An 18,978-nucleotide genomic window follows, 5' to 3' on the forward strand; every position below is an offset into this window, starting at 1 on the left:
CGCGAACTGACCCTAGAGCTGCCCGCTCGCGCGAAGATCAAACGTATTGGATCACATCAAAACTATATTTTCGTCCCATATCAGGCATATCTCGCACCAGTGGGGCAGCCCCTTAGTAACCGAGCGATCAGCGCGCCCCGTCACCCCCGGCGCGCGTCCCGCGGCAGCGGCGGCGCCCGGGGTGCGAAGGCGGAGGCCACCGGGCGCATCTGGTGAAGGGAAAGGGCTCATGGACGACACGACCAAGATCGCCCTGGCGGCCGCCATCGTCGGTGGCTATGTGCTGGGGCGGGCGAAAAAGGGTCGTATGGCCCTCAGCCTGGCGACGTTCGTCGCCGGCCGCCGCCTCGGCCTGGAGCCGAAGGAACTCGCGGCGCAAGGCCTGAAGAAGCTGGGCGAGATGCCACAGGTCGCCGAGCTCAGCGAGCAGATCAGGGGCGAGGCACTGGACGCCGGCCGCAAGGCGCTGACGGCCGCAGCCAACCGTCAGCTCTCCCAGCTCGCCGACTCGCTCCACCAGCGCACGCTCGCTGTCGGCAAGGGGCGGGACGAGGACGAGGGCGAGGAGGAGTACGAGGACGGCTACGAGGACGAGGGTGAGGACGAGGGCGAGGGCGAGGAGGGGGACGAGGACGAGTCCTATGGGGAGGAGCCCTACCAGGACGCCGAGGGCGACGAGGAGGAGCAGGAACCGGAGGAGTACGAGGACGAAGACGAGGACGAGGACGACGAGCAGTACGAGGAAGAGCCCGAAGAGGAGGAGCCCGAGGAGGAGGAGCCCGAGGAGGAGCCGGCTCCCCGCCCGCGGTCGGCCCGGGGCCGCTCCGGGTCCGCCCGCAGGCGGGAGGAACCCCGGGACGAGGAGGAACCCGAGGAGGAGCCCGAGGACGAGGGGGAGGGCGAGGAAGAGGGCGAGGACGAGGAGGAGCCCGCGGCGCGGCGCCCCGCACGCCGCCGGTCCACCTCCGGCCGTAGGGCCGAGCCGGAACGTCGTCGGTCCGCATCCGCGAGCGGCGGCGCGGCCGGCAGGTCCGCTCCGGCCAAGAAGGCCGCGCCCGCCAGGAAGTCCGCTCCCGCGAAGAAGCCGGCCCCGGCCAAGAAGACCGCTCCGGCCAGGAAGGCGCCCGCCAAGAAGGCCGCTCCCGCGAAGAAGTCCTCTCCCGCGAAGAAGTCGGCCCCGGCCAAGAAGTCGGCGCCGGCGAAGAAGTCGGCGCCGGCCAAGAAGGCAGCTCCGGCCAGGAAGGCGACGGCCGGGGGGTCGGCGAGGGCGGGCGGAGGCTCCGGGGCCGGGCAACCCGCCAAGAAGGCGGCGGCGAAGAAGGCCCCCGCGAAGAAGGCTCCCGCGAAGAAGACCGCGGCGAAGAAGCCCCCCGGCCGCCAGGCCGCGTCCAAGAGTGCCGCCAAGACCACCGCGGCGAAGAAAACGGCCCGCCGCAAGCCGACGGCGCGGAGGTGAACCATGGCCACCACACAGCAGGGCTCCCAGCAGGGCTCCCAGCAGGGCTCCAAGAACGGACAGTCCGGCTTCGACAAGCTGCTCGATGAACTCGGTGCGTACGTCTCCGCCCAGGCCGAGGACCTGGCGGACAAGGCGGTGGACAAGGTGGGGGACCTGACCGACCGCCTTTCCGACGTCGCGGAGAACGGAGGCTCCCTCGCCGGCATCGGGGGTCGGCTCCTGCAGGGCGACTCACCGGTGAAAGCCGTCCTCGGCCAGACGGTCAGCGGGCTGAAGGACAAAGTCAGCGAAACGGCCGGCAACCTCTTCGGAGGCAAGAGCAAGGGCAAGGGACGCAAGGGCGGCACCAAGGCCATGCACATCATGGAGACCATGGACGTGGGACTCCCCCTGCGCACCGTCTACGACCACTGGACCCAGTACGAGAACTTCAGCAGTTTCGCCAAGGGCGTGCGCAGCGTCTCGCAGAACGACGACACGACCACGGACTGGAAGGTCAAGGTCGGCCCGTCCACCCGCAGCTGGAAGGCCTCGATCCAGGAACAGGTGCCGGACGACAGGATCGTCTGGTCCTCGGAGGGCGCCAAGGGAACCACCCGCGGATGCGTGAGTTTCCACGAGCTGGCCCCTTCTCTCACCCGGATCGTCCTCGTCGTCGAGTACTACCCGGCCGGATTCTTCGAGAAGACGGGCAACATATGGCGGGCCCAGGGCCGGCGCATGCGGCTCGACCTGAAGAACTTCAACCGCTTCGTCACCCTTTCCAACGACGAGCCGGAGGGCTGGCGCGGAGAGATCCAGGACGGGGAGGTCGTCGTCACGCACGAAGAGGCCCTGGAAGAGGAGGAGGCGGCGGCCGAGGAGCCGGAAGAGGGCGGGGAGGAAGCCGACCAGGACGCCGACCAGGACGAGGACGCCTACGCGGACGAAGAGGAGTACGAGGACGAAGAGGGCGGGGAAGAGGGCGGGGAGGAGGACGAGCCCGACGATGACGGCGATGAGTACGAGGACGACGCCGATGCCGAGGGCGACGAGGACGAGTACGCCGAGGACGACGACGAGGAAGAGGAAGAGGCGCCGCGGCCCCGGCGCTCACGACGGCGCTGATGAGCGGGCCCGCCCGCACGGGCGGGCCGCATCAGGAGGCGGAGGGTGGTGGAGGGGCCGACGGCCGAGCCGTCGGCCCCTCCACCACCCTCCGCGGGGGCGTCAGTGCTTGAGAGCGTCCTTCGCCTTCTGAGCGGCCTGCTTCGCGTCACCTGCGGTCTGCTCGGCGCGGCCCTTCATCTCCAGGCTCTCGTTGCCGACGGCCTTGCCGGTGACCTCCTTCGTCTTTCCCTTGACGGACTTGCCGATGTTCTTGGCCTTCTTGCCTGCGGCCATCCTCGACACCTCCAAAACCTGCCGGAGAAGAACGGGTGAATCGTGTCCCGCCATACATCGGGTGCCCGCTCCGGCAGCGCGTACACCCGTATCGCGCCGGCGGTCGGAGGAAGGTCCGCGCCCGCGCCGTCTCAGGACCGTGGCGTCGGGACGACGCGCAGGAGCGCGTGCAGGACGGAATCGATGGTGTCCCGGCCCGGCTCTGCGCTCACGTCGGTGAGCAGCCGGGCCAGGGTGCGCAGGAGCACGGGCGAAGCCATCACCCGGGGGTGGAGCAGCGACCGGAAGCCGTAGCGGGAGAAGACGAGATCGCTGGCGAGGTTGCCGAGCCGGTAGTAGCGCCCCCAGCGCCGGCGGATCTCCGCGGGGTACTGCTGCAACGCGTGTTCGCGCCTCGGTCCGGCCGGCCGGGCGAGGGCCAGGGCGATGGTCTCCGCCGCCACTTCCGCGGCCTCCATGGCCTGACCGATGCCCTCGCCGCTCCACGGGCTGACCATGCCCGCGCTGTCACCGACCAGGAGCAGGCCGCCGCGGTACTGCGGCCTCCGGTTCATTCCCATCGGCAGGGGCGCGCTGCGCAGGGGCGACGCCGCCGTTTCCTCCCGCACGCCCCAGCCCGTCGGGAGGCGCAGGAGCCAGTGCTCCATGGCGGCTCGGAGGTCCACGGGCCGGCTGCGCCGTTGCGGTAGGGCGCCGAGACCGACGTTGACGCGCCCGTCACCGAGGGGGAACACCCAGCCGTACCCGGGCAGGTCGAGTCCGGTGTCGGGGCAGCGCAGATCCGCCCAGAGTTCGAGGTACGGGTCGTGGGTGCGGGCCGCACTGCGGTAGTAGCGGCGGGCCGCCGCGGCGACCGGACGGCCCGCGTCGCGCGCGAGGCCCAGCGCGACGGCGAGCCGTGCGGAGGCGCCGTCGGCGGCGACGACCAGCGGGGCCCGGTAGGTGACCGGCTGCTTCTCCGGACCGCGGGTGGCGGTCACCCCGGTCATGCGCCCGGACCGGTCGGTCAGCGGCCCCGTCACCTTCACGTGCGTGTGCAGGCGGGCGCCGGCCGCCTGGGCGTGGGCGGCGAGGAGGTCGTCGAAGTCGTGCCGACTGCGGGTGAGTCCGAAATCGGGCAGGCTGCCCAGGCGCGGCCAGTCCAGCTCCGCCTGGTGGCCCTCGCACACCCACCGCATGCCCTTGTTGCGCATCCAGCCGGGAGCGTTGACGTCGATGCCGAGCCGTACGAGCTGGTGCACGGCCCGTGGTGTCAGGCCGTCGCCGCAGACTTTCTCCCGGGGGAAGCCGCTCTTCTCCAGCAGCAGTACGTCCAGGCCCGCCCGGGCCAGGTTCACCGCAGCGGCGGAACCGGCCGGTCCGGCTCCCACCACGATGACGTGCGCCTCCGCGTCCTCCCCGTCTCCGGGCTCCGGAGAACGGGTGGCCGGTGTGCCGTCGCCGCCTGCGTCGTCCTGTTCGGTGGTCACACCACCACTATGCCGCTCACCCCGCCGTCGCGGGCCCTGCGGCAGGGACCGGCGCGACGCGTGTCGCCCGGGCGCGGCCCCGCGGCGGCCCCTCCGGCCCGGGTGGACGCCCCTCCGGATACCTCCGCCGCCACGGTCGCGGCAGGTCGGTCGGGCGCTCCGGCGGATGCCTGCCCGCCACCGGATGCCGGCCCGCCACACACCGTGCCGTCACGCCGGGTCCCGTCATACGGTCCTGAGGCCGGGGACCAGGGCGCGGAGCGTGCGCCGGAGTGCCTTGCGCGCGCCCCGCACCGCGAGGCGCAGGCTCCATACCGTCAGGACCCTGCCGATCCGGACGAGGACGACTTTGGGCGTTGCGCGGACGAGCGCCCGGAGCAGGCGCCGCTTGCGTCCGTGCCGCCCGAAGATGAGCTTCACACCGGGCACCTGCCCGTTCCCGGCCGCCGGACACCCGTACGGTCAGTGCACCGGAACCGGTCCGGATCCCGCCCGGAAGCGGGGGCCCGGGAACTGCGGCGCCTGCCCGGCCGCCGCCGTGCTCGGTAGGCTGGAGCCGCCGGGCGCCTGCGACGGGGAGGTACGGGATGGGGAACACCGCGACCGGACCGTGGCCCGGACCCGGCAGCGGACCCGGGCGCCGGACAGGACCCGCGGCGGCGCACGCGTCCGGCGCCGACCCGGGGCTCTACGGCCCGCGCTCCGTCACCTGGCAGTGCCATGGCGACCCGATGATGTGGATCGCCGGGGTCCGCGCCCTCTACCTGCAGGCCCTCCACCCGCGCGCCGTCCGAGGGGTCATGGAGAATTCGGACTTCCGGCACGACGCCTGGGGCCGGCTGATGCGCACCGCCGACTTCGTCGGCACCCTCACCTACGGCACCACCGAGGCCGCCGAGCGCGCCGGCGGCCGCGTCCGCGCCATCCACCGCAGGCTTTCCGCCACCGATCCGGCCACCGGCCGCACCTTTCCCGTCGACGACCCCGAGCTGCTGCTGTGGATCCATTGCGCGCAGATCGACAGCTTCCTGCACGTCCTGCGCCGGTCCGGCGTCGTGCTCACCCCCGCCCAGGCCGACCGCTACGTCGACGAGAACCGGGTCAACGCGCGCCTCGTCGGCCTCGATCCGGCCGGCGTCCCCGCCGACACCGCCGCGCTCGCCGCGTACTTCGACGCGGTCCGCCCCGAACTCGCCGCCGGCCCCGACGCCCTCGCCGTGGACGACTTCCTGCGCGCCCCGCCCGTCCCTCTCCTCCTGGTGCCTGGCCGAAACCTGCTGTGGCGCCCGCTCGCCGGCCTCGCGTACGGTTCCCTCCCCGGCTGGGCGCACCAGCTGTACGGGCGGCCGGCTCCCGCCCCGCGCAGCGTCACCCGGCGCCTGCGCCTCACGGGACGCCTGCTGCGCAGCATTCCCGCAGGTCTGCGCTGGAAGCTGCCCCCAGGTCACATCTTGAAAGCGATGCGCCGCATGGGCCCCGCGAGCCGCCCCTCCCCGTACACACTGCGTACATCAGCGGCCATACTGGACCGGCCGGGGAGGGCGTAGCGCAACGACGGGGGCGATTTCAAGACATGGCGGAGTCCAGACTGATCCAGGGCCGGTACCGGTCGCTCGATCTGATCGGGCGCGGCGGCATGGGCGAGGTATGGCGCGCCCGGGACGAATCGCTGGGCCGGCACGTCGCCGTGAAGTGCCTCAAGCCGATCGGCGCCGAACAGGACGCCCACTTCACGCAGGTGCTGCGCGAGCGCTTCCGGCGCGAGGCCCGCGTGGCGGCGTCCCTCCAGCACCGGGGCGTCACCGTCGTCCACGACTTCGGCGACGACAGCGCCGCGGGCGGCCCGCTCTACCTGGTCATGGAGCTGCTGGAGGGACGCAATCTCAGCCAGCTCATGGAGGACAACGAGACCCGCCCGCTGCCCGTGGACGTGGTCGTCGACATCGCCGAGCAGATGGCCGCCGCCCTCGGCTACACCCACGACCAGGGCGTCGTCCACCGCGACCTGAAGCCGGCCAACATCATGCGGCTCGTCGACGGCACTGTGAAGATCTGCGACTTCGGCATCGCCCGGCTCGCCCACGACATCGGCTTCACCGCCAAGCTCACCGGCGGCGGCATGGCCATGGGCACCCCGCACTACATGTCGCCCGAGCAGATCGCGGGCGGCGAGGTCGACCACCGCAGCGACCTCTACTCCCTCGGCTGCGTCCTGTACGAGATCGCCACCGGTGCCCCGCCCTTCGACCTCGGAGACTCCTGGTCGGTGCTCGTCGGCCACCGCGACACCCCGCCCGTGCCGCTGCGCGAGCACCGCCCCGACCTGCCCGGCTACTTCGAGCGGGTCGTCCTGGACCTGCTCGCCAAGTGCCCCGACGACCGTCCGCAGGACGCCCGCCAGGTGCACCGCAGTCTCGTCGAGTCCCGCCTCGGCACCGGGGTCTTCCCCGGTGCCGCCGCTCCGCTCCCGGCCTGGGCCCACGGCATGACCGCCGGCCGCAAGGCCGGCATCGAGGCGCGTCCCGCGAGCGGCCGGTGGGCCGTGCTCACCGGCTCCTGGACGGCCGTGCGCCCCAGCGGCGAACACCCCGTCCCCCGCCCGGACGGCGGGCGGCACCCGGCCGGCCCCGGCGGGCAGCATCCCGTCCGCCCCGGCGGCACCATCGTCCGCCCGGCGCCCGCCGAGGACCCCCGCCTCACCGCGGCCTACGGGTTCCCGCGCCCCGCCGGGCCCCGCGAGACGGGCCCCGACGCCCTCGCCGCGGGCCACGCCCGCGCCTACGCCCTCAGCCGTGCCGGACGCTCCGAGGAGGCGCTGTCCGTGTACCTGGCGGTCGCCGACGGGCGCGCCCGGATCCTCGGCCCGGACCACGCCGACACCCTCGCCGCGCGCCAGGAGGCGGCGTACGAGATGGGCCGGCTCGGCCGCCACCAGGAAGCCCATGACGCCTACCGCGCGGTGCTCGTGGCCCGCGAGCGGACCACGGGCCGGCTCCACCCCGACACGCTGCGCTGCCGCCACAACCTGGCCTGCGCCCTGCGGGCGCTGGGCCGGCACGCCGACGCCCACGCCACGGCCGTCGCGGTCGCCGCGGACCGGGCGGCCGTCCTCGGCCCCGACCACCCCGACACCCTGCTGACCCGGTACGAGGCGGCGTACGTCCTCGGCCGCCTCGACCGCTGGCAGGAGGCACTGGCCGGCTTCCGCGAGGTGGCCGCCGCCCGGGAACGCGTCCTCGGCCACGACCACCCCGACACCCTGGCCGCCCGCTACGAGGTCGGCATCGCGCTCGGCCGCACCGGCGGCACCGCCCAGGCACTCGACCTCTTCCGGGCCCTGGTCCGCGACCGCACCCGCGCGTACGGGGCCACCGACCCCGAGACGCTGCGCGCCCGGCACGTCCTCGGCGTCAACCTGGGCCGCCTCGACCGGTGGGAGGAGGCGGTGGCCGAGGCCCGCCAGGTGGCCGCCGCCCGGTCGGCCGCGCTCGGCGCCGAACACGCGGACACCCTGGTCAGCCGCCGCGAACTGGCCGTCGGTCTGGGCCGGCTGGGCCGCTGGGACGAGGCCCTGCCGATCTACCGGGACCTCTCCGGCATCCGCGAGAGGTCCCTGGGCGACGAGCATCCCGAGACCGTGCTGGCCCACGCCGACGAGGCCCACTGTCTGGAGCGGCTCGGCCAGGTGTGCTACCAAGAGCCATGACGACCTTCGGGCGGGACGTGTACGACGACGTGATCGTGGGCGGCGGGCACAACGGACTGGTGGCCGCCGCATACCTGGCCCGGGCGGGCCGCTCGGTGCTGGTCCTGGAGCGGCTCGGCAACACCGGTGGGGCGGCGATCTCCAGCAGACCCTTCGTGGGTGTCGACGCCCGCCTCTCCCGTTACTCGTACCTGGTCTCCCTGCTGCCCGACAAGATCGTGCGCGACCTCGACCTGAGCTTCGCCGTACGCCGGCGCACGGTCTCCTCCTACACCCCGACCGAGCGCGACGGACGGCCCGGCGGACTGCTCGTCGGCGGGGGCGAGGAGCGCACCCGGGAGTCCTTCGCCCGGCTGACCGGTTCGGACCGGGAGTACGAGAGCTGGCGCGCCTTCTACGCGACCACCGGGCAGGTGGCCCGGAAGGTGTTCCCGACCCTGACGGAGCCGCTGCCCACCCGGGCGGAGCTGCGGGCCGGGATCGACGACGAGGCCGCCTGGCGGATGCTGTTCGAGGAGCCGCTCGGGCAGGCGGTGGAACGTCACTTCACCGACGACCTGGTCCGCGGGGTCGTCCTCACCGACGGCCTCATCGGCACTTTCGCGGACGCGCACGACCCTTCGCTCGCCCAGAACCGGTGCTTCCTCTACCACGTCATCGGCGGCGGTACCGGCGACTGGGACGTCCCGGTCGGCGGGATGGGCGCCCTCACCGACGCCCTCGCGACGGCGGCCATCAAGGCCGGCGCGGAGATCGCCACCGGCCACGAGGTGCTGCGGATCGACACGGACGGGAACGCGCCCGCCGAGGTGGTGTTCCGCACCGCGACCGGCGAGGGCCGGGTCGTCGGCCGGACCGTACTGGTCAACGCCTCCCCGCGGGCCCTCGCCGAACTCCTCGGGGAGAGCACGGTCCCGGAGGGCGCGGCGGCTCCCGAGGGCGCCCAGCTCAAGGTCAACATGCTGCTGCGCAGGCTGCCCCGGCTGCGGGACACCACCGTCGACCCGCGCGAGGCCTTCGGCGGCACCTTCCACATCGCCGAGGGGTACGCCGAGCTCGCCCGCGCCTACGCGGAGGCGGCGGCCGGGGAACTGCCGTCCGTGCCGCCCTCGGAGATCTACTGCCACTCACTGGCCGACCCGACGATCCTCGGTCCCGAACTGGTCGAGCAGGGCTACCAGACGCTCACCCTGTTCGGCCTGCACACCCCGGCGCGGCTGTTCGGGCACGACAACCAGCAGGCCCGCGAGGTGCTGCTGACCGCCACCCTCGCGCAGCTCGACGCGCACCTGGCCGAGCCGCTCACCGACTGCCTGGCCTTCGACGCGGACGGCCGCCCGTGCATCGAGGCGAAGACCCCGCTGGACCTGGAACGCGAACTGCGGCTGCCCGGCGGCCACATCTTCCACCGCGACCTGTCCTGGCCGTACGCGGACGAGGAACAGGGCGGTGGGCGGTGGGGCGTGGAGACGGCCCACCGCAACGTCCTGCTGTGCGGCGCGGGCGCGGTCCGCGGCGGCGGCGTCAGCGGGGTCCCCGGCCACAACGCGGCGATGGCGGTGCTGGGCCGGTAGCCCCGGCGGGGCTACCGGCCCGTGGCGCGCCCGTGCCGCTGAGGCGCACCTGCCGTTGCGGCACCGCCGGGGTCGGGCTACGCGGCGGGCTCGATCACCACGATCGGGATCTCGCGGTCCGTCTTGGCCTGGTACTCGTCGTAGGCCGGCCAGTGCCCGACCATCACCGGCCAGTACGCGGCGCGCTCCTCGGCGTTCGCGGTGCGCGCCGTGCCCTGGAGGATCCGCGGCCCGACCTGGATGCGCACCTCGGGGTGCGCGCTCAGGTTGCGGAACCACAGGGGGTGCTCGTCGGCGCCCCCCTTCGAGGCGACGAGCAGGTAGCGGCCGTCGGCCTCACCGTAGATGAGGGGGGTGCGCACCGGACGGCCCGAGATCCGGCCGACGGTGGTGAGCAGGAGGGTCTGGGTGCCGTTCCAGTACTGGCCCTCGGTCCCGCCGGAGCCCACGTACTGCTGGACGTGCTCCAGCTGCCAGCTCCCGGCCCGCGGGTCGGTCGGGTGGTCCCAGTCGATTCCGGTCGTCATGGCGTGGCGCCTGCCTTCGTGTCGAACGGTCAACGAACCTCGTCAACGAGTGCCAACGCCCTGGGGCCCGCGGTCGATTCCGGCCGGAAGGGTGAACCCGTCGAAGATGTCGTCCATCGCCCGCCGTGCGGCGCGGGCCGGCGTGGCGCGGACGGCGAGGTCGCGCAGGGCGACGGCCAGGGGGTGGGTGACGGCCGCGATCCGGCCCGCGCGCCGGGCCCGGACCCGGATCGCGTCGGTGCGGGCGCAACGGGCGGCGCTGTAGGCGGCCAGGGCCGCGGGGACACCGCCCGGCCCGGTCCCGTCCAGCAGGTGGGCGAGGACCACCGCGTCCTCGACGGCCTGGCACCCGCCCTGGCCCAGGTTGGGCGTCATGGCGTGGGCGGCGTCGCCGAGCCAGGCCAGGCGCCCGTGGTGGAAGCGGGGGAGCGGGGCCGCCAGGTCGTAGAGGTCGTGCTGGAGCACCGCCGCCGGGTCGATCCGCTCCAGCAGGGCCGGGACGGGGTCGTGCCAGGTGCCGTACCGGCGCAGGAGTTCGGCGCGGACGTCGGCCGGGCGGTATCCCTCGGGGGCCACGGCGGTGGCGTAGACGTAGGTCCGGCCGTCGGCGAGCGGGACCACGCCGAAGCGCTCGCCGCGGCCCCAGGTCTCGGCGGTCGCCGCCCCGGCCGGGCCCGCGCCGGCCGGCAGCACGGTGCGCCAGGCGGTCTCGCCGCTGTGGCGCAGGCCGGGGTGGTCGGGGAAGTACGCGCGACGCAGCGGGCTGTGGATGCCGTCCGCGGCGATCACGAGATCGGCGGAGCCGTCGAGGTCGCCCGCCGAGGTGCGGACGACGGGGAAGCCGTCGGCGCCGTCCACGGAGGTCACCTCCACGCCGTAGCGGATCGTTCCCCCGGGGAGCGCGGCGGCCAGGGCGTCGGCGAGGGCCGAGCGGTGCACGGCGAGCGGCGGGCCGCCGTAGCGGGCGGCCAGGGCCGCGGTGTCGGCGCGGCTCAGCCAACGGCCGTCGGGGCGGCGCAGGCCCATCGCGGCCGGGAGGGTACGGCCGGCGGCGCGCGTGAGGTCGAAGCCGATGGCGTCGAGGGCGCGCAGGGCGTTGGGGGCGAGCACGATCCCGGCGCCGACGGCGGCCGGCCCCGGCGCCCGCTCGCACACGGTCACCCGCCAGCCCGTGCGGTGCAGGGCCAGGGCCGCGGTGAGTCCGCCGATCCCCGCGCCTGCGACCACCGCGTGACGCTGAACTGCCGACATGACGGATCCCTGCCCTTCTCCGAGCCTCTACATCTGTAGAGGGCGACGGTGTCACTCTACAGCTGTAGAGTGAGTCGATGTCCACCCCTCCCCCTGCTTCCTCCGCTCCCTCCGTCGATCGCCGGACGCTGATCGCCGACACCGCGATCGGCCTCGTGGCCGCCGCCGGGCTGCGGGGTCTGACCCACCGTGCGGTCGACGCGGCCGCGGGACTGCCCGCGGGCAGCACCTCGTACTACTTCCGTACGAGGACGGCCCTGATCGGCGCCTGCTACCAGCGGCTGGCCGAGCTCGACCTCGCCGACGTGGACGACGGGAGCCCGGGGGGTCCCGCCGCCACCGTCCCGCCGACGGCGCTGCCGGGGGCACCCGCGGACCGGGAGGCGGCCGCGGCGGCGATGGCGGGGCTGCTGTACCGCTGGCTGACAGTGGGCCGCGAGCGCCAGCTGGCCCGCTTCGAACTGAGCCTGGAGGCCGCCCGCAACACCGAACTGGAGGCGGACCTGCACCGGGCGGGGCTGGGGGCCCGGGCCCGGGCGGCGGCCGTCGTCGCCGCGCTCGGGTCCGAACGGCCCGCGCAGGCAGCGGAGCTGCTCGTCGCCTGGACCGAAGGGCTCCTCTACGACCGGCTGGCCGGGGCCCTGGCCCGCTCCCGTCCGGCCCCGGACCTCGCCGAACTCACCGCCGTGGCCCGCAGGATGCTCGCCGCGGTCCTGGCCGACCCGACGTGACGGGCCGGACGTGAACGCGGAAGAGCCCCGCCGCACCGGGGGATGTGGCGGCGGGGCTCTTCCATCGGTACGCGCCGGCGGGTACAAGGCGGGAGGCCGGTGCGTTCCTCCTGGTGGAGTGCGTTCACGCTACGCCCGGCGTGGCCGAAAATACACCCCTCCGCATGGCTTGATTCATACAGTCAAGGGCGTCACGATTTCCTGTTGGCCCCGATGGGCAACGGGAGTTCGCGGACACGACCTAGTGTTCTGAGTCTTGAATTCTGTTTAGATGTAGGCTTTCGGTATGGCGATGGGGCGGCCGAAGGCCGAGTTGGTACTGACCGATGAGGAGCGGGCCGCGCTCGAGGGCTGGGTGCGGCGCCGTTCGACGCCTCAGGCGTGGGCCTTGCGTTGCCGAATCATCCTGGCCTGCGCCGAAGGCGCGACGAACAAGGATGTTGCGGCCCGGGTGGGTTCCACGCCTCAGGCGGTAGGCCGCTGGCGGGCCCGTTTCGTGGAGTACCGGATCGCGGGCCTTGGAGACATGCCGCGTTCGGGCGGGCCCAGGACGGTGACGGACGAGCAGGTCGCCGCTCTCGTCACCAAGACGCTGGAGTCGACGCCGAAGGGTGCGACGCACTGGTCCACGCGGTCGATGGCCAGGGAGACCGGTCTGTCGCAGTCGACGGTGTCGCGCATCTGGCGGGCGTTCGGCCTGCAGCCGCACCTGTCCGAGACGTTCAAGCTGTCCACGGATCCGTACTTCGTCGACAAGGTCCACGATGTCGTCGGCCTGTACCTGGATCCGCCGGAGCGGGCCCTGGTGTTCTGCGTCGACGAGAAGTCGCAGATCCAGGCCCTGGACCGGTCACAGCCGGTGCTGCCCATGATGCCGGCGGTGCCCGAGCGGCGGACGGCCGACTACGTCCGGCACGGCACCACCACCCTCTTCGCCGCACTCGAGGTCGCCACCGGCAAGGTCATCGGATCCCTGCACCGCCGCCACCGAGCCGAGGAGTTCAAGAAGTTCCTGGTCAAGCTCGACAAGGAAGTCCCGGCTGGCCTGGAGGTCCATCTCGTGCTGGACAACTACGCCACCCACAAGACCCCGGACATCAAGAAGTGGCTGCTGGCACACCCCCGCTTCCACCTGCACTTCACACCCACCGGATCGTCCTGGCTGAACCTGGTGGAGCGGTGGTTCGCCGAGCTGCACCAACAAGCAGATACGGCGAGGCGTCCACAAGTCCGTCCAGGCCCTCGAGAAGGACATCCGCGACTGGATCGCCACGTGGAACAGCGACCCGAAGCCTTACGTCTGGACCAAGACTGCGGACGAGATCCTTGAACGCCTCGCCAGCTATCTGAACAGAATTCCGGACTCAGAACACTAGGATCCCGGCATGATCGCTGAACTGCAGTGCGTGGTCCTGGACTGTCCCGAGCCGCGGGTGCTCGCCGCCTTCTACCGGTCGCTGCTCGGCGGCGACGTCGACCGGCCGGACCGGCGCTGGTCGCTCGACGAGGACTGGGCGACGCTGCACACGCCGACGGGCCTCGTCCTCGCCTTCCAGCGCGCCGCGGACCACGTGCCGCCGAGCTGGCCCGACCCCAGCCGGCCGCAGCAGTTCCACCTCGACCTCGGCGTCCCGGACCTGGACCGCGCGCAGGAGGAGGTGTTCGCGGCCGGCGGCACCTTGCTGGACGGGGCGGACGGGCGCGGCTGGCGGGTCTACGCGGATCCGGCGGGGCACCCCTTCTGTCTCGTGCGCGAGTGACGCCGCCGGGCCGTCCGGCCGTTCAGTCCGCGGACCGGGTCCAGCCGACGGCCTCGACGAGGGCCGCGTCCTCGGGCCGGTCCTCCGCGAAGAGCAGCCGGGACGGTTCCGCCACGCGTACGACGTCCACGTAGACCCCGCGGCCGACATAGCGACCGGTGGCGGTGTGGCGGAACCGCAGCCGCACCTCACGGCCCGCCCAGGCGGCCGTGAGGGGGGCCTCCAGGCGGTGCCAGACGCGCCCCGACCAGCCGCCGACCGAGCCCTGCGGCCACTCCTCGGGGGCGCCGCCGGTGGACCGCAGTGTCGTGAACGCCAGCGGCGACCAGTCCACGCCGTCCGCCGAGGCCTCCAGGTGCAGGGCGCCCTCGCCCGGCACGGTGTCCCACCACACGGAGCAGCGCAGCCGGGCGGCGGCGCCGGCCGGGGTGAGCGGCGGCAGCGTGAGGGTGCCCGAGCCGCCGGGCTCGGTCCCGGAGAACCACGCCGCGCCGCCGTGCCGCGTACGGACCGGGACGGCGCGGGCGAAGCGGTTGCCGACGGCGACCCGCGGGGCGCTGCCGGCGCGCCAGGTGCGTACGGGGTGGACGGAGTTGCCCAGCAGGATCAGGAAGGAGTCGGTGGAGGGGTCCAGGACGAGGGAGGTGCCGGTGAAGCCCGTGTGGCCGGCCGAGTGCGGGGTGGCCATGGCGCCCATGTACCAGTGCTGGTAGAGCTCGAAGCCCAGACCGTGGTCGTCGCCCGGGAAGGCCGTGTTGTAGTCGGTGAAGAGCAGCTCCACGGAGGCGGGGCGCAGGATCCGGCGGCCCGCGTAGGCGCCGCCGTCCAGGAGGGTGCGGGCCAGGACGGCCAGGTCCCAGGCGGTGCCGAAGACGCCGGCGTGGCCGGCGACCCCGCCGAGGGCGTGGGCGTTCTCGTCGTGGACCTCGCCCCACACCAGGCCGCGGTCCAGGCCGGACCACGGCGGTCGCTGCACCTCGGTGGCGGCGGTGACGCGACGCCAGGACAGCGGCGGGTTGTAGCGCGTGCGGTGCATTCCGAGCGGAGCGGTGATCTCGTCGTGGAGCAGGACGTCCAGAGTGCGGCCGGTGATCCGTTCCAGGAGGAGTTGCAGTGCGATGAGGTTGAGGTCGGAGTAGCGGTAGACGGACCCCGGCGGCTCCTGCGGCCGTACCGACCACAGCAGCCGCAGCTGCCCCTCGCGCGTGGACTCCTGGTAGAACGGCGCCCATGAGCGCAGCCCCGAAGTGTGCGTCAGCAGCTGACGGACCGTGATGGCCTCCTTGCCGCCGCCGGTGAACTCCGGGAGGTAGCGGCGCACCTGCGCCTCCAGCTCCAGCCGGCCCCGCTCCATCTGCTGCACGGCCAGGATCGACGTGAACAGTTTGGTCAGGGAGGCGAGGTCGAAGACCGTGTCCTCGGCCATCGCGATCCGCTCGGCCGCGGGGAACTCCCGGACCCGGTCGGTCCGTCCGTCGTAGTCCGCGTACCGGACGGCGTCGCCCACGGCCCGGTGCAGGGCGACGGTCCGGCCCCGCCCGGCGAGGACCACGGCCCCCGCGTAGTACGGGTGCTCGGGGGACGGGCCCAGGAACCGCCGGGCCTCGTCCGCCACCGCCTCCAGGTGCCTCTCCAGCAGCCCGGCCCGGCGCGCGGACCCGTACCGCAGGCGCAGCCCCTGGAGGGCGCGCCGTTCGGCCGGATTGCCCTGACCCGCCGCGCCCGCCGCCCCGGGCAGCGCCGCGTGCAGGACGAGCACCCCGCCGAGCGCCAGCAGCCGCGCCCCGAGTCGCCGCCGGCTCATCCCGCCCCGTTCCCCGGCGGGCGGGCCGGCCGCCTTCCGCGCGGCCCGCGGGGACTTCCCGCGCTCGCGTGGTCGCGCGCCGTCGGTACCGCCCGTGCTCCCCGTGCGGGCCTCCGCCACCACGTCGGCCCCCGTGTCCGCTGCCATGTCCGGCCCTCCTCGTCCGCAACCGCAACCGCAATCGCTACCGCAACCCGCGACGCAACCCGCACACCGCGGCCCTCCCGGGCACGCGTCGCACCGATCCCGCCCGCATCGGCGCCGGCCGCCCCCGCCCGTCGGGTGCGTCGCCGGCCGACGGGCCCCCGGGCCCCCCGGTTCCGCCGGGCGTGCCGCAGGCTAATGGGTATCTGCCCGCCCGCCGGGCAGGCTCCGCACCGGTGGACCCCCAAAGAATCTGACACCGCATCAGAAAATCTCTTCCCTCGCCCGCCCGGCTGCGGCATCCTGCCGCCCATGGAGACGGAGCTGAGCAGGAAACTGGGAGTCGAGCACGCCATCTTCGGCTTCACCCCCTTCCCGGCGGTCGCCGCCGCGATCACCCGGGCGGGTGGTCTCGGGGTACTCGGCGCGGTCCGCTACACCGCGCCCGACGACCTCAGGCGCGACCTCGACTGGATGCAGGCGCACACCGACGGCAAGCCCTACGGCCTCGACGTCGTCATGCCCGCCAAGAAGGCCGTCGACGGCGTCAGCGAAGCCGACATCGAGGCGATGATCCCCGCCGGGCACCGCGCCTTCGTCCGCGACACCCTCGCCAAACACCACGTGCCCGAACTCGCCGGGGGCGAGGCCTCCGGCTGGCGCATCACCGGCTGGATGGAGCAGGTCGCCCGCAACCAGCTCGACGTCGCCTTCGACTACCCCGTCAAACTCCTGGCCAACGCCCTCGGTTCGCCGCCCGCCGACGTCATCGCCCGCGCCCACGACCACGGCGTCCTCGTCGCCGCCCTCGCCGGCAGCGCCAAACACGCCCGCCGCCACGCCGAAGCCGGCATCGACGTGGTCGTCGCCCAGGGCTACGAGGCGGGCGGCCACACCGGCGACATCGCCACCATGGTCCTGGTCCCGGAGATCGCCGAGGCCGTCGCACCGCTCCCGGTCCTCGCCGCCGGCGGCATCGGCAGCGGCGAGCAGATCGCCGCCGGCCTCGCCCTCGGCGCCCAGGGCGTGTGGCTCGGCTCGCTCTGGCTCACCACCACCGAGGCCGACCTCCACTCGCGCGCCCTCACCGAGAAGCTCCTCGCTGCCGGCTCCGGCGACACCGTCCGCTCCCGCGCCCTCACCGGCAAGCCGGCCCGCCAGCTGCGCACCGAATGGACCGACGCCTGGGACGACCCGGCGGGTCCGGGCGCGCTGCCCATGCCGCTCCAGGGCCTCCTCGTCGCCGACGCCGTCTCCCGCATCCAGAAGTACGAGGTCCAGCCGCTGCTCGGGACGCCCGTCGGCCAGATCGTCGGCCGGATGAACAGCGAACGCAGCGTCCAGGCCGTCTTCGACGAGCTCACCAGCGGCTTCGAGAAGGCGATCGACCGCATCAACCGCATCGCCGGCCGAGTCCGAGAGGCGTGACCGCCATGACCGCGACCCCGTCCACCGCCCCCGCGTCCGGCCCGCAGCCCCCCAACGGCTTCTGGGCCCAGGCCGCCGCCGACCCCGGACGCACCGTCCTGACCGCCCCCGGCGGCGAGGAGTGGAGCGCAGGCCGGCTGCACGCCGACGTCAACCGCCTCGTCCACGGGCTGCGCGCCGCCGGGCTGGAGAAGGGCGACGTCTTCGCCGTCGTCCTCCCCAACGGCGTCGAATTCCTCACCGCCTACCTCGCCGCCTCGCAGGCGGGCTTCTACCTCGTCCCCGTCAACCACCACCTCGTGGGCCCCGAAATCGCCTGGATCGTCTCCGACTCCGGCGCCAAGGTCCTGATCGCCCACGAGCGATTCGCCGCCGCCGCCACCGCCGCGGCCGACGAGGCCGCCCTCCCCGCGAGCCACCGCTACGCGGTCGGAGCCGTACCGGGGTTCCGGGCGTACGGCGAGCTCCTCGACGGGCAGCCCGCCACGCCCCCGGGGGAGCGCACCCTCGGCTGGGTCATGAACTACACCTCCGGGACCACCGGCCGGCCGCGCGGCATCCGCCGCCCCCTGCCCGGCAAGCCCCCGGAGGAGACGTACCTGGGCGGCTTCCTCGGCATCTTCGGGATCCGGCCCTTCGACGGCAACGTCCACCTGGTCTGCTCACCGCTCTACCACACGGCCGTCCTGCAGTTCGCGGGCGCCGCCCTGCACATCGGCCACCCGCTCGTCCTCATGGACAAGTGGACCCCGCAGGAGATGCTGCGCCTGATCGACGGCCACGGCTGCACCCACACCCACATGGTGCCGACCCAGTTCCACCGGCTGCTCGCCCTCCCGCAGGAGACCAAGGACGCCTACGACGTCTCCTCGATGCGGCACGCCATCCACGGCGCCGCGCCCTGCCCCGACCACGTCAAGCGGGCGATGATCGACTGGTGGGGCGGCTGCGTGGAGGAGTACTACGCGGCGAGCGAGGGCGGCGGCGCCTTCGCGACCGCCGAGGACTGGCTGAAGAAGCCGGGAACCGTGGGCAGGGCCTGGCCCATCAGCGAGCTGGCCGTCTTCGACGACGACGGCAACCGGCTGCCCCCGGGCGAACTGGGCACCGTCTACATGAAGATGAACACCGGCGGCTTCAGCTACCACAAGGACGAGGGCAAGACGAGGAAGAACCGCATCGGGGACTTCTTCACCGTCGGTGACCTCGGGCTGCTGGACGAGGAGGGCTACCTCTTCCTCCGCGACCGCAAGATCGACATGATCATTTCCGGCGGCGTCAACATCTACCCCGCCGAGATCGAGTCGGCCCTGCTCTCCCACCCGGCCGTCGCGGACGCGGCCGCCTTCGGCATCCCGCACGCCGACTGGGGCGAGGAGGTCAAGGCCGTCATCGAACCGGCGGAGGGGTTCGCGGCCGGTGACGCGCTGGCCGCGGAGATCCTGCACCACTGCGAGCGGCAGCTCGCCGGGTACAAGCGGCCCAAGACCGTCGACTTCATCGAGACGATGCCGCGCGACCCCAACGGCAAGCTCTACAAGCGGCGGCTGCGCGACCCGTACTGGGAAGGTCACGAGCGCGCCATGTGATCGGAGGGGACCGCGCCGGCGAGCGGTGGTGCCCGCGCGCCCGCGTGCGCTGCTGCCCGCGGCTGTGCGGCTGGGCGGGCGCGCGGTTCCGTGAGGAATGCCACGTCAAGGGGGTGCGAGCGCGCCGTGCGGCCCACTGGAGGGATGCTTCTG

Annotated in this window: 15 protein-coding genes and 1 pseudogene; 10 read left to right on the forward strand and 6 right to left on the reverse strand. The window is 73.5% G+C overall.

Annotated elements, in window-relative coordinates:
• The first annotated feature begins 229 nt into the window (after positions 1 to 229).
• Together AC2RP6_RS34130 and AC2RP6_RS34135 are read left to right on the forward strand one after the other, a co-directional pair.
• On the forward strand, positions 230 to 1,456 hold the full coding sequence (locus tag AC2RP6_RS34130) for a histone protein (protein ID WP_486449692.1): 1,227 nt from the start codon (positions 230 to 232) through the stop codon (positions 1,454 to 1,456).
• A gap of 3 nt (positions 1,457 to 1,459) precedes the next feature.
• Positions 1,460 to 2,566, forward strand: coding sequence for an SRPBCC family protein (locus tag AC2RP6_RS34135; RefSeq protein ID WP_486449693.1), 1,107 nt, complete (start codon positions 1,460 to 1,462; stop codon positions 2,564 to 2,566).
• 102 nt (positions 2,567 to 2,668) lie between these two features.
• Here AC2RP6_RS34135 and AC2RP6_RS34140 read toward each other — a convergent pair whose 3' ends face one another.
• The 3 genes from AC2RP6_RS34140 to AC2RP6_RS34150 all read right to left on the reverse strand — a co-directional run bounded on the left by AC2RP6_RS34140 (position 2,669) and on the right by AC2RP6_RS34150 (position 4,731).
• Entirely contained in the window at positions 2,669 to 2,842 is a 174-nt protein-coding gene (locus AC2RP6_RS34140; protein WP_486449694.1) for a CsbD family protein, read from the reverse strand.
• Positions 2,843 to 2,973: 131 nt separating this feature from the next.
• Positions 2,974 to 4,311 (reverse strand): geranylgeranyl reductase family protein, encoded by a 1,338-nt coding sequence (locus AC2RP6_RS34145; RefSeq protein WP_486449695.1) that lies wholly within the window; start codon positions 4,309 to 4,311, stop codon positions 2,974 to 2,976.
• A gap of 225 nt (positions 4,312 to 4,536) precedes the next feature.
• Entirely contained in the window at positions 4,537 to 4,731 is a 195-nt protein-coding gene (locus tag AC2RP6_RS34150; RefSeq protein WP_486449696.1) for a hypothetical protein, read from the reverse strand.
• A 167-nt stretch (positions 4,732 to 4,898) separates the two neighbouring features.
• Between AC2RP6_RS34150 and AC2RP6_RS34155 the strand changes: the two genes are divergently transcribed.
• From AC2RP6_RS34155 to AC2RP6_RS34165, 3 genes are read left to right on the forward strand one after another with little or no spacing between them, the layout of a single operon-like run.
• Positions 4,899 to 5,858, forward strand: a complete 960-nt coding sequence (locus AC2RP6_RS34155; protein WP_486449697.1) for an oxygenase MpaB family protein — start codon at positions 4,899 to 4,901, stop codon at positions 5,856 to 5,858.
• Positions 5,859 to 5,884: 26 nt separating this feature from the next.
• Complete coding sequence (locus tag AC2RP6_RS34160; RefSeq protein ID WP_486449698.1) at positions 5,885 to 8,017, forward strand: serine/threonine-protein kinase; 2,133 nt, start codon at positions 5,885 to 5,887, stop codon at positions 8,015 to 8,017.
• On the forward strand, positions 8,014 to 9,591 hold the full coding sequence (locus AC2RP6_RS34165; RefSeq protein WP_486449699.1) for a phytoene desaturase family protein: 1,578 nt from the start codon (positions 8,014 to 8,016) through the stop codon (positions 9,589 to 9,591). Before AC2RP6_RS34160 ends, AC2RP6_RS34165 begins: the two co-directional genes overlap by 4 nt.
• Positions 9,592 to 9,668: 77 nt before the next feature.
• On the opposite strand, the gene AC2RP6_RS34170 is transcribed toward AC2RP6_RS34165, so the two are convergent.
• Both AC2RP6_RS34170 and AC2RP6_RS34175 read right to left on the reverse strand, forming a co-directional pair.
• Positions 9,669 to 10,118: a nitroreductase family deazaflavin-dependent oxidoreductase gene (locus tag AC2RP6_RS34170; protein ID WP_486449700.1), complete on the reverse strand. Its 450-nt coding sequence runs from the start codon at positions 10,116 to 10,118 to the stop codon at positions 9,669 to 9,671.
• A gap of 42 nt (positions 10,119 to 10,160) precedes the next feature.
• Positions 10,161 to 11,369 (reverse strand): FAD-dependent monooxygenase, encoded by a 1,209-nt coding sequence (locus AC2RP6_RS34175; protein ID WP_486449701.1) that lies wholly within the window; start codon positions 11,367 to 11,369, stop codon positions 10,161 to 10,163.
• Positions 11,370 to 11,446: 77 nt separating this feature from the next.
• Between AC2RP6_RS34175 and AC2RP6_RS34180 the strand changes: the two genes are divergently transcribed.
• The 3 genes and pseudogenes from AC2RP6_RS34180 (at position 11,447) to AC2RP6_RS34190 (ending at position 13,860) form a co-directional block, all read left to right on the forward strand.
• Positions 11,447 to 12,100, forward strand: coding sequence for a TetR/AcrR family transcriptional regulator (locus AC2RP6_RS34180; RefSeq protein WP_486449702.1), 654 nt, complete (start codon positions 11,447 to 11,449; stop codon positions 12,098 to 12,100).
• Positions 12,101 to 12,392: 292 nt separating this feature from the next.
• Positions 12,393 to 13,476 (forward strand): annotated as a pseudogene (locus tag AC2RP6_RS34185) (IS630 family transposase).
• Between the two features lie 9 nt (positions 13,477 to 13,485).
• Positions 13,486 to 13,860, forward strand: coding sequence for a VOC family protein (locus tag AC2RP6_RS34190; RefSeq protein WP_486449703.1), 375 nt, complete (start codon positions 13,486 to 13,488; stop codon positions 13,858 to 13,860).
• 22 nt (positions 13,861 to 13,882) lie between these two features.
• Here the strand turns inward: AC2RP6_RS34190 and AC2RP6_RS34195 are convergent, their stop codons facing one another.
• Positions 13,883 to 15,664 carry a serine hydrolase domain-containing protein gene (locus AC2RP6_RS34195; RefSeq protein WP_486450547.1) on the reverse strand — a complete coding sequence of 594 codons (1,782 nt, stop codon included), beginning with the start codon at positions 15,662 to 15,664 and terminating at the stop codon, positions 13,883 to 13,885.
• Positions 15,665 to 16,120: 456 nt separating this feature from the next.
• Between AC2RP6_RS34195 and AC2RP6_RS34200 the strand changes: the two genes are divergently transcribed.
• Together AC2RP6_RS34200 and AC2RP6_RS34205 are read left to right on the forward strand one after the other, a co-directional pair.
• On the forward strand, positions 16,121 to 17,236 hold the full coding sequence (locus AC2RP6_RS34200; RefSeq protein WP_486449704.1) for a nitronate monooxygenase: 1,116 nt from the start codon (positions 16,121 to 16,123) through the stop codon (positions 17,234 to 17,236).
• A gap of 5 nt (positions 17,237 to 17,241) precedes the next feature.
• Positions 17,242 to 18,825, forward strand: coding sequence for an acyl-CoA synthetase (locus tag AC2RP6_RS34205; protein ID WP_486449705.1), 1,584 nt, complete (start codon positions 17,242 to 17,244; stop codon positions 18,823 to 18,825).
• The last annotated feature ends 153 nt before the right edge of the window (positions 18,826 to 18,978 follow it).

Source organism: Streptomyces sp. WAC03905 (genome assembly GCF_057371075.1).

Coding starts and splice junctions, on each gene's coding strand:
- AC2RP6_RS34130 (WP_486449692.1), top strand. CDS start 230: ATGGACGACACGACCAAGATCGCCCTGGCGGCCGCCATCGTCGGTGGC.
- AC2RP6_RS34135 (WP_486449693.1), top strand. CDS start 1,460: ATGGCCACCACACAGCAGGGCTCCCAGCAGGGCTCCCAGCAGGGCTCC.
- AC2RP6_RS34140 (WP_486449694.1), bottom strand. CDS start 2,842: ATGGCCGCAGGCAAGAAGGCCAAGAACATCGGCAAGTCCGTCAAGGGA.
- AC2RP6_RS34155 (WP_486449697.1), top strand. CDS start 4,899: ATGGGGAACACCGCGACCGGACCGTGGCCCGGACCCGGCAGCGGACCC.
- AC2RP6_RS34160 (WP_486449698.1), top strand. CDS start 5,885: ATGGCGGAGTCCAGACTGATCCAGGGCCGGTACCGGTCGCTCGATCTG.
- AC2RP6_RS34165 (WP_486449699.1), top strand. CDS start 8,014: ATGACGACCTTCGGGCGGGACGTGTACGACGACGTGATCGTGGGCGGC.
- AC2RP6_RS34170 (WP_486449700.1), bottom strand. CDS start 10,118: ATGACGACCGGAATCGACTGGGACCACCCGACCGACCCGCGGGCCGGG.
- AC2RP6_RS34175 (WP_486449701.1), bottom strand. CDS start 11,369: ATGTCGGCAGTTCAGCGTCACGCGGTGGTCGCAGGCGCGGGGATCGGC.
- AC2RP6_RS34180 (WP_486449702.1), top strand. CDS start 11,447: ATGTCCACCCCTCCCCCTGCTTCCTCCGCTCCCTCCGTCGATCGCCGG.
- AC2RP6_RS34190 (WP_486449703.1), top strand. CDS start 13,486: ATGATCGCTGAACTGCAGTGCGTGGTCCTGGACTGTCCCGAGCCGCGG.
- AC2RP6_RS34195 (WP_486450547.1), bottom strand. CDS start 15,664: ATGAGCCGGCGGCGACTCGGGGCGCGGCTGCTGGCGCTCGGCGGGGTG.
- AC2RP6_RS34200 (WP_486449704.1), top strand. CDS start 16,121: ATGGAGACGGAGCTGAGCAGGAAACTGGGAGTCGAGCACGCCATCTTC.
- AC2RP6_RS34205 (WP_486449705.1), top strand. CDS start 17,242: ATGACCGCGACCCCGTCCACCGCCCCCGCGTCCGGCCCGCAGCCCCCC.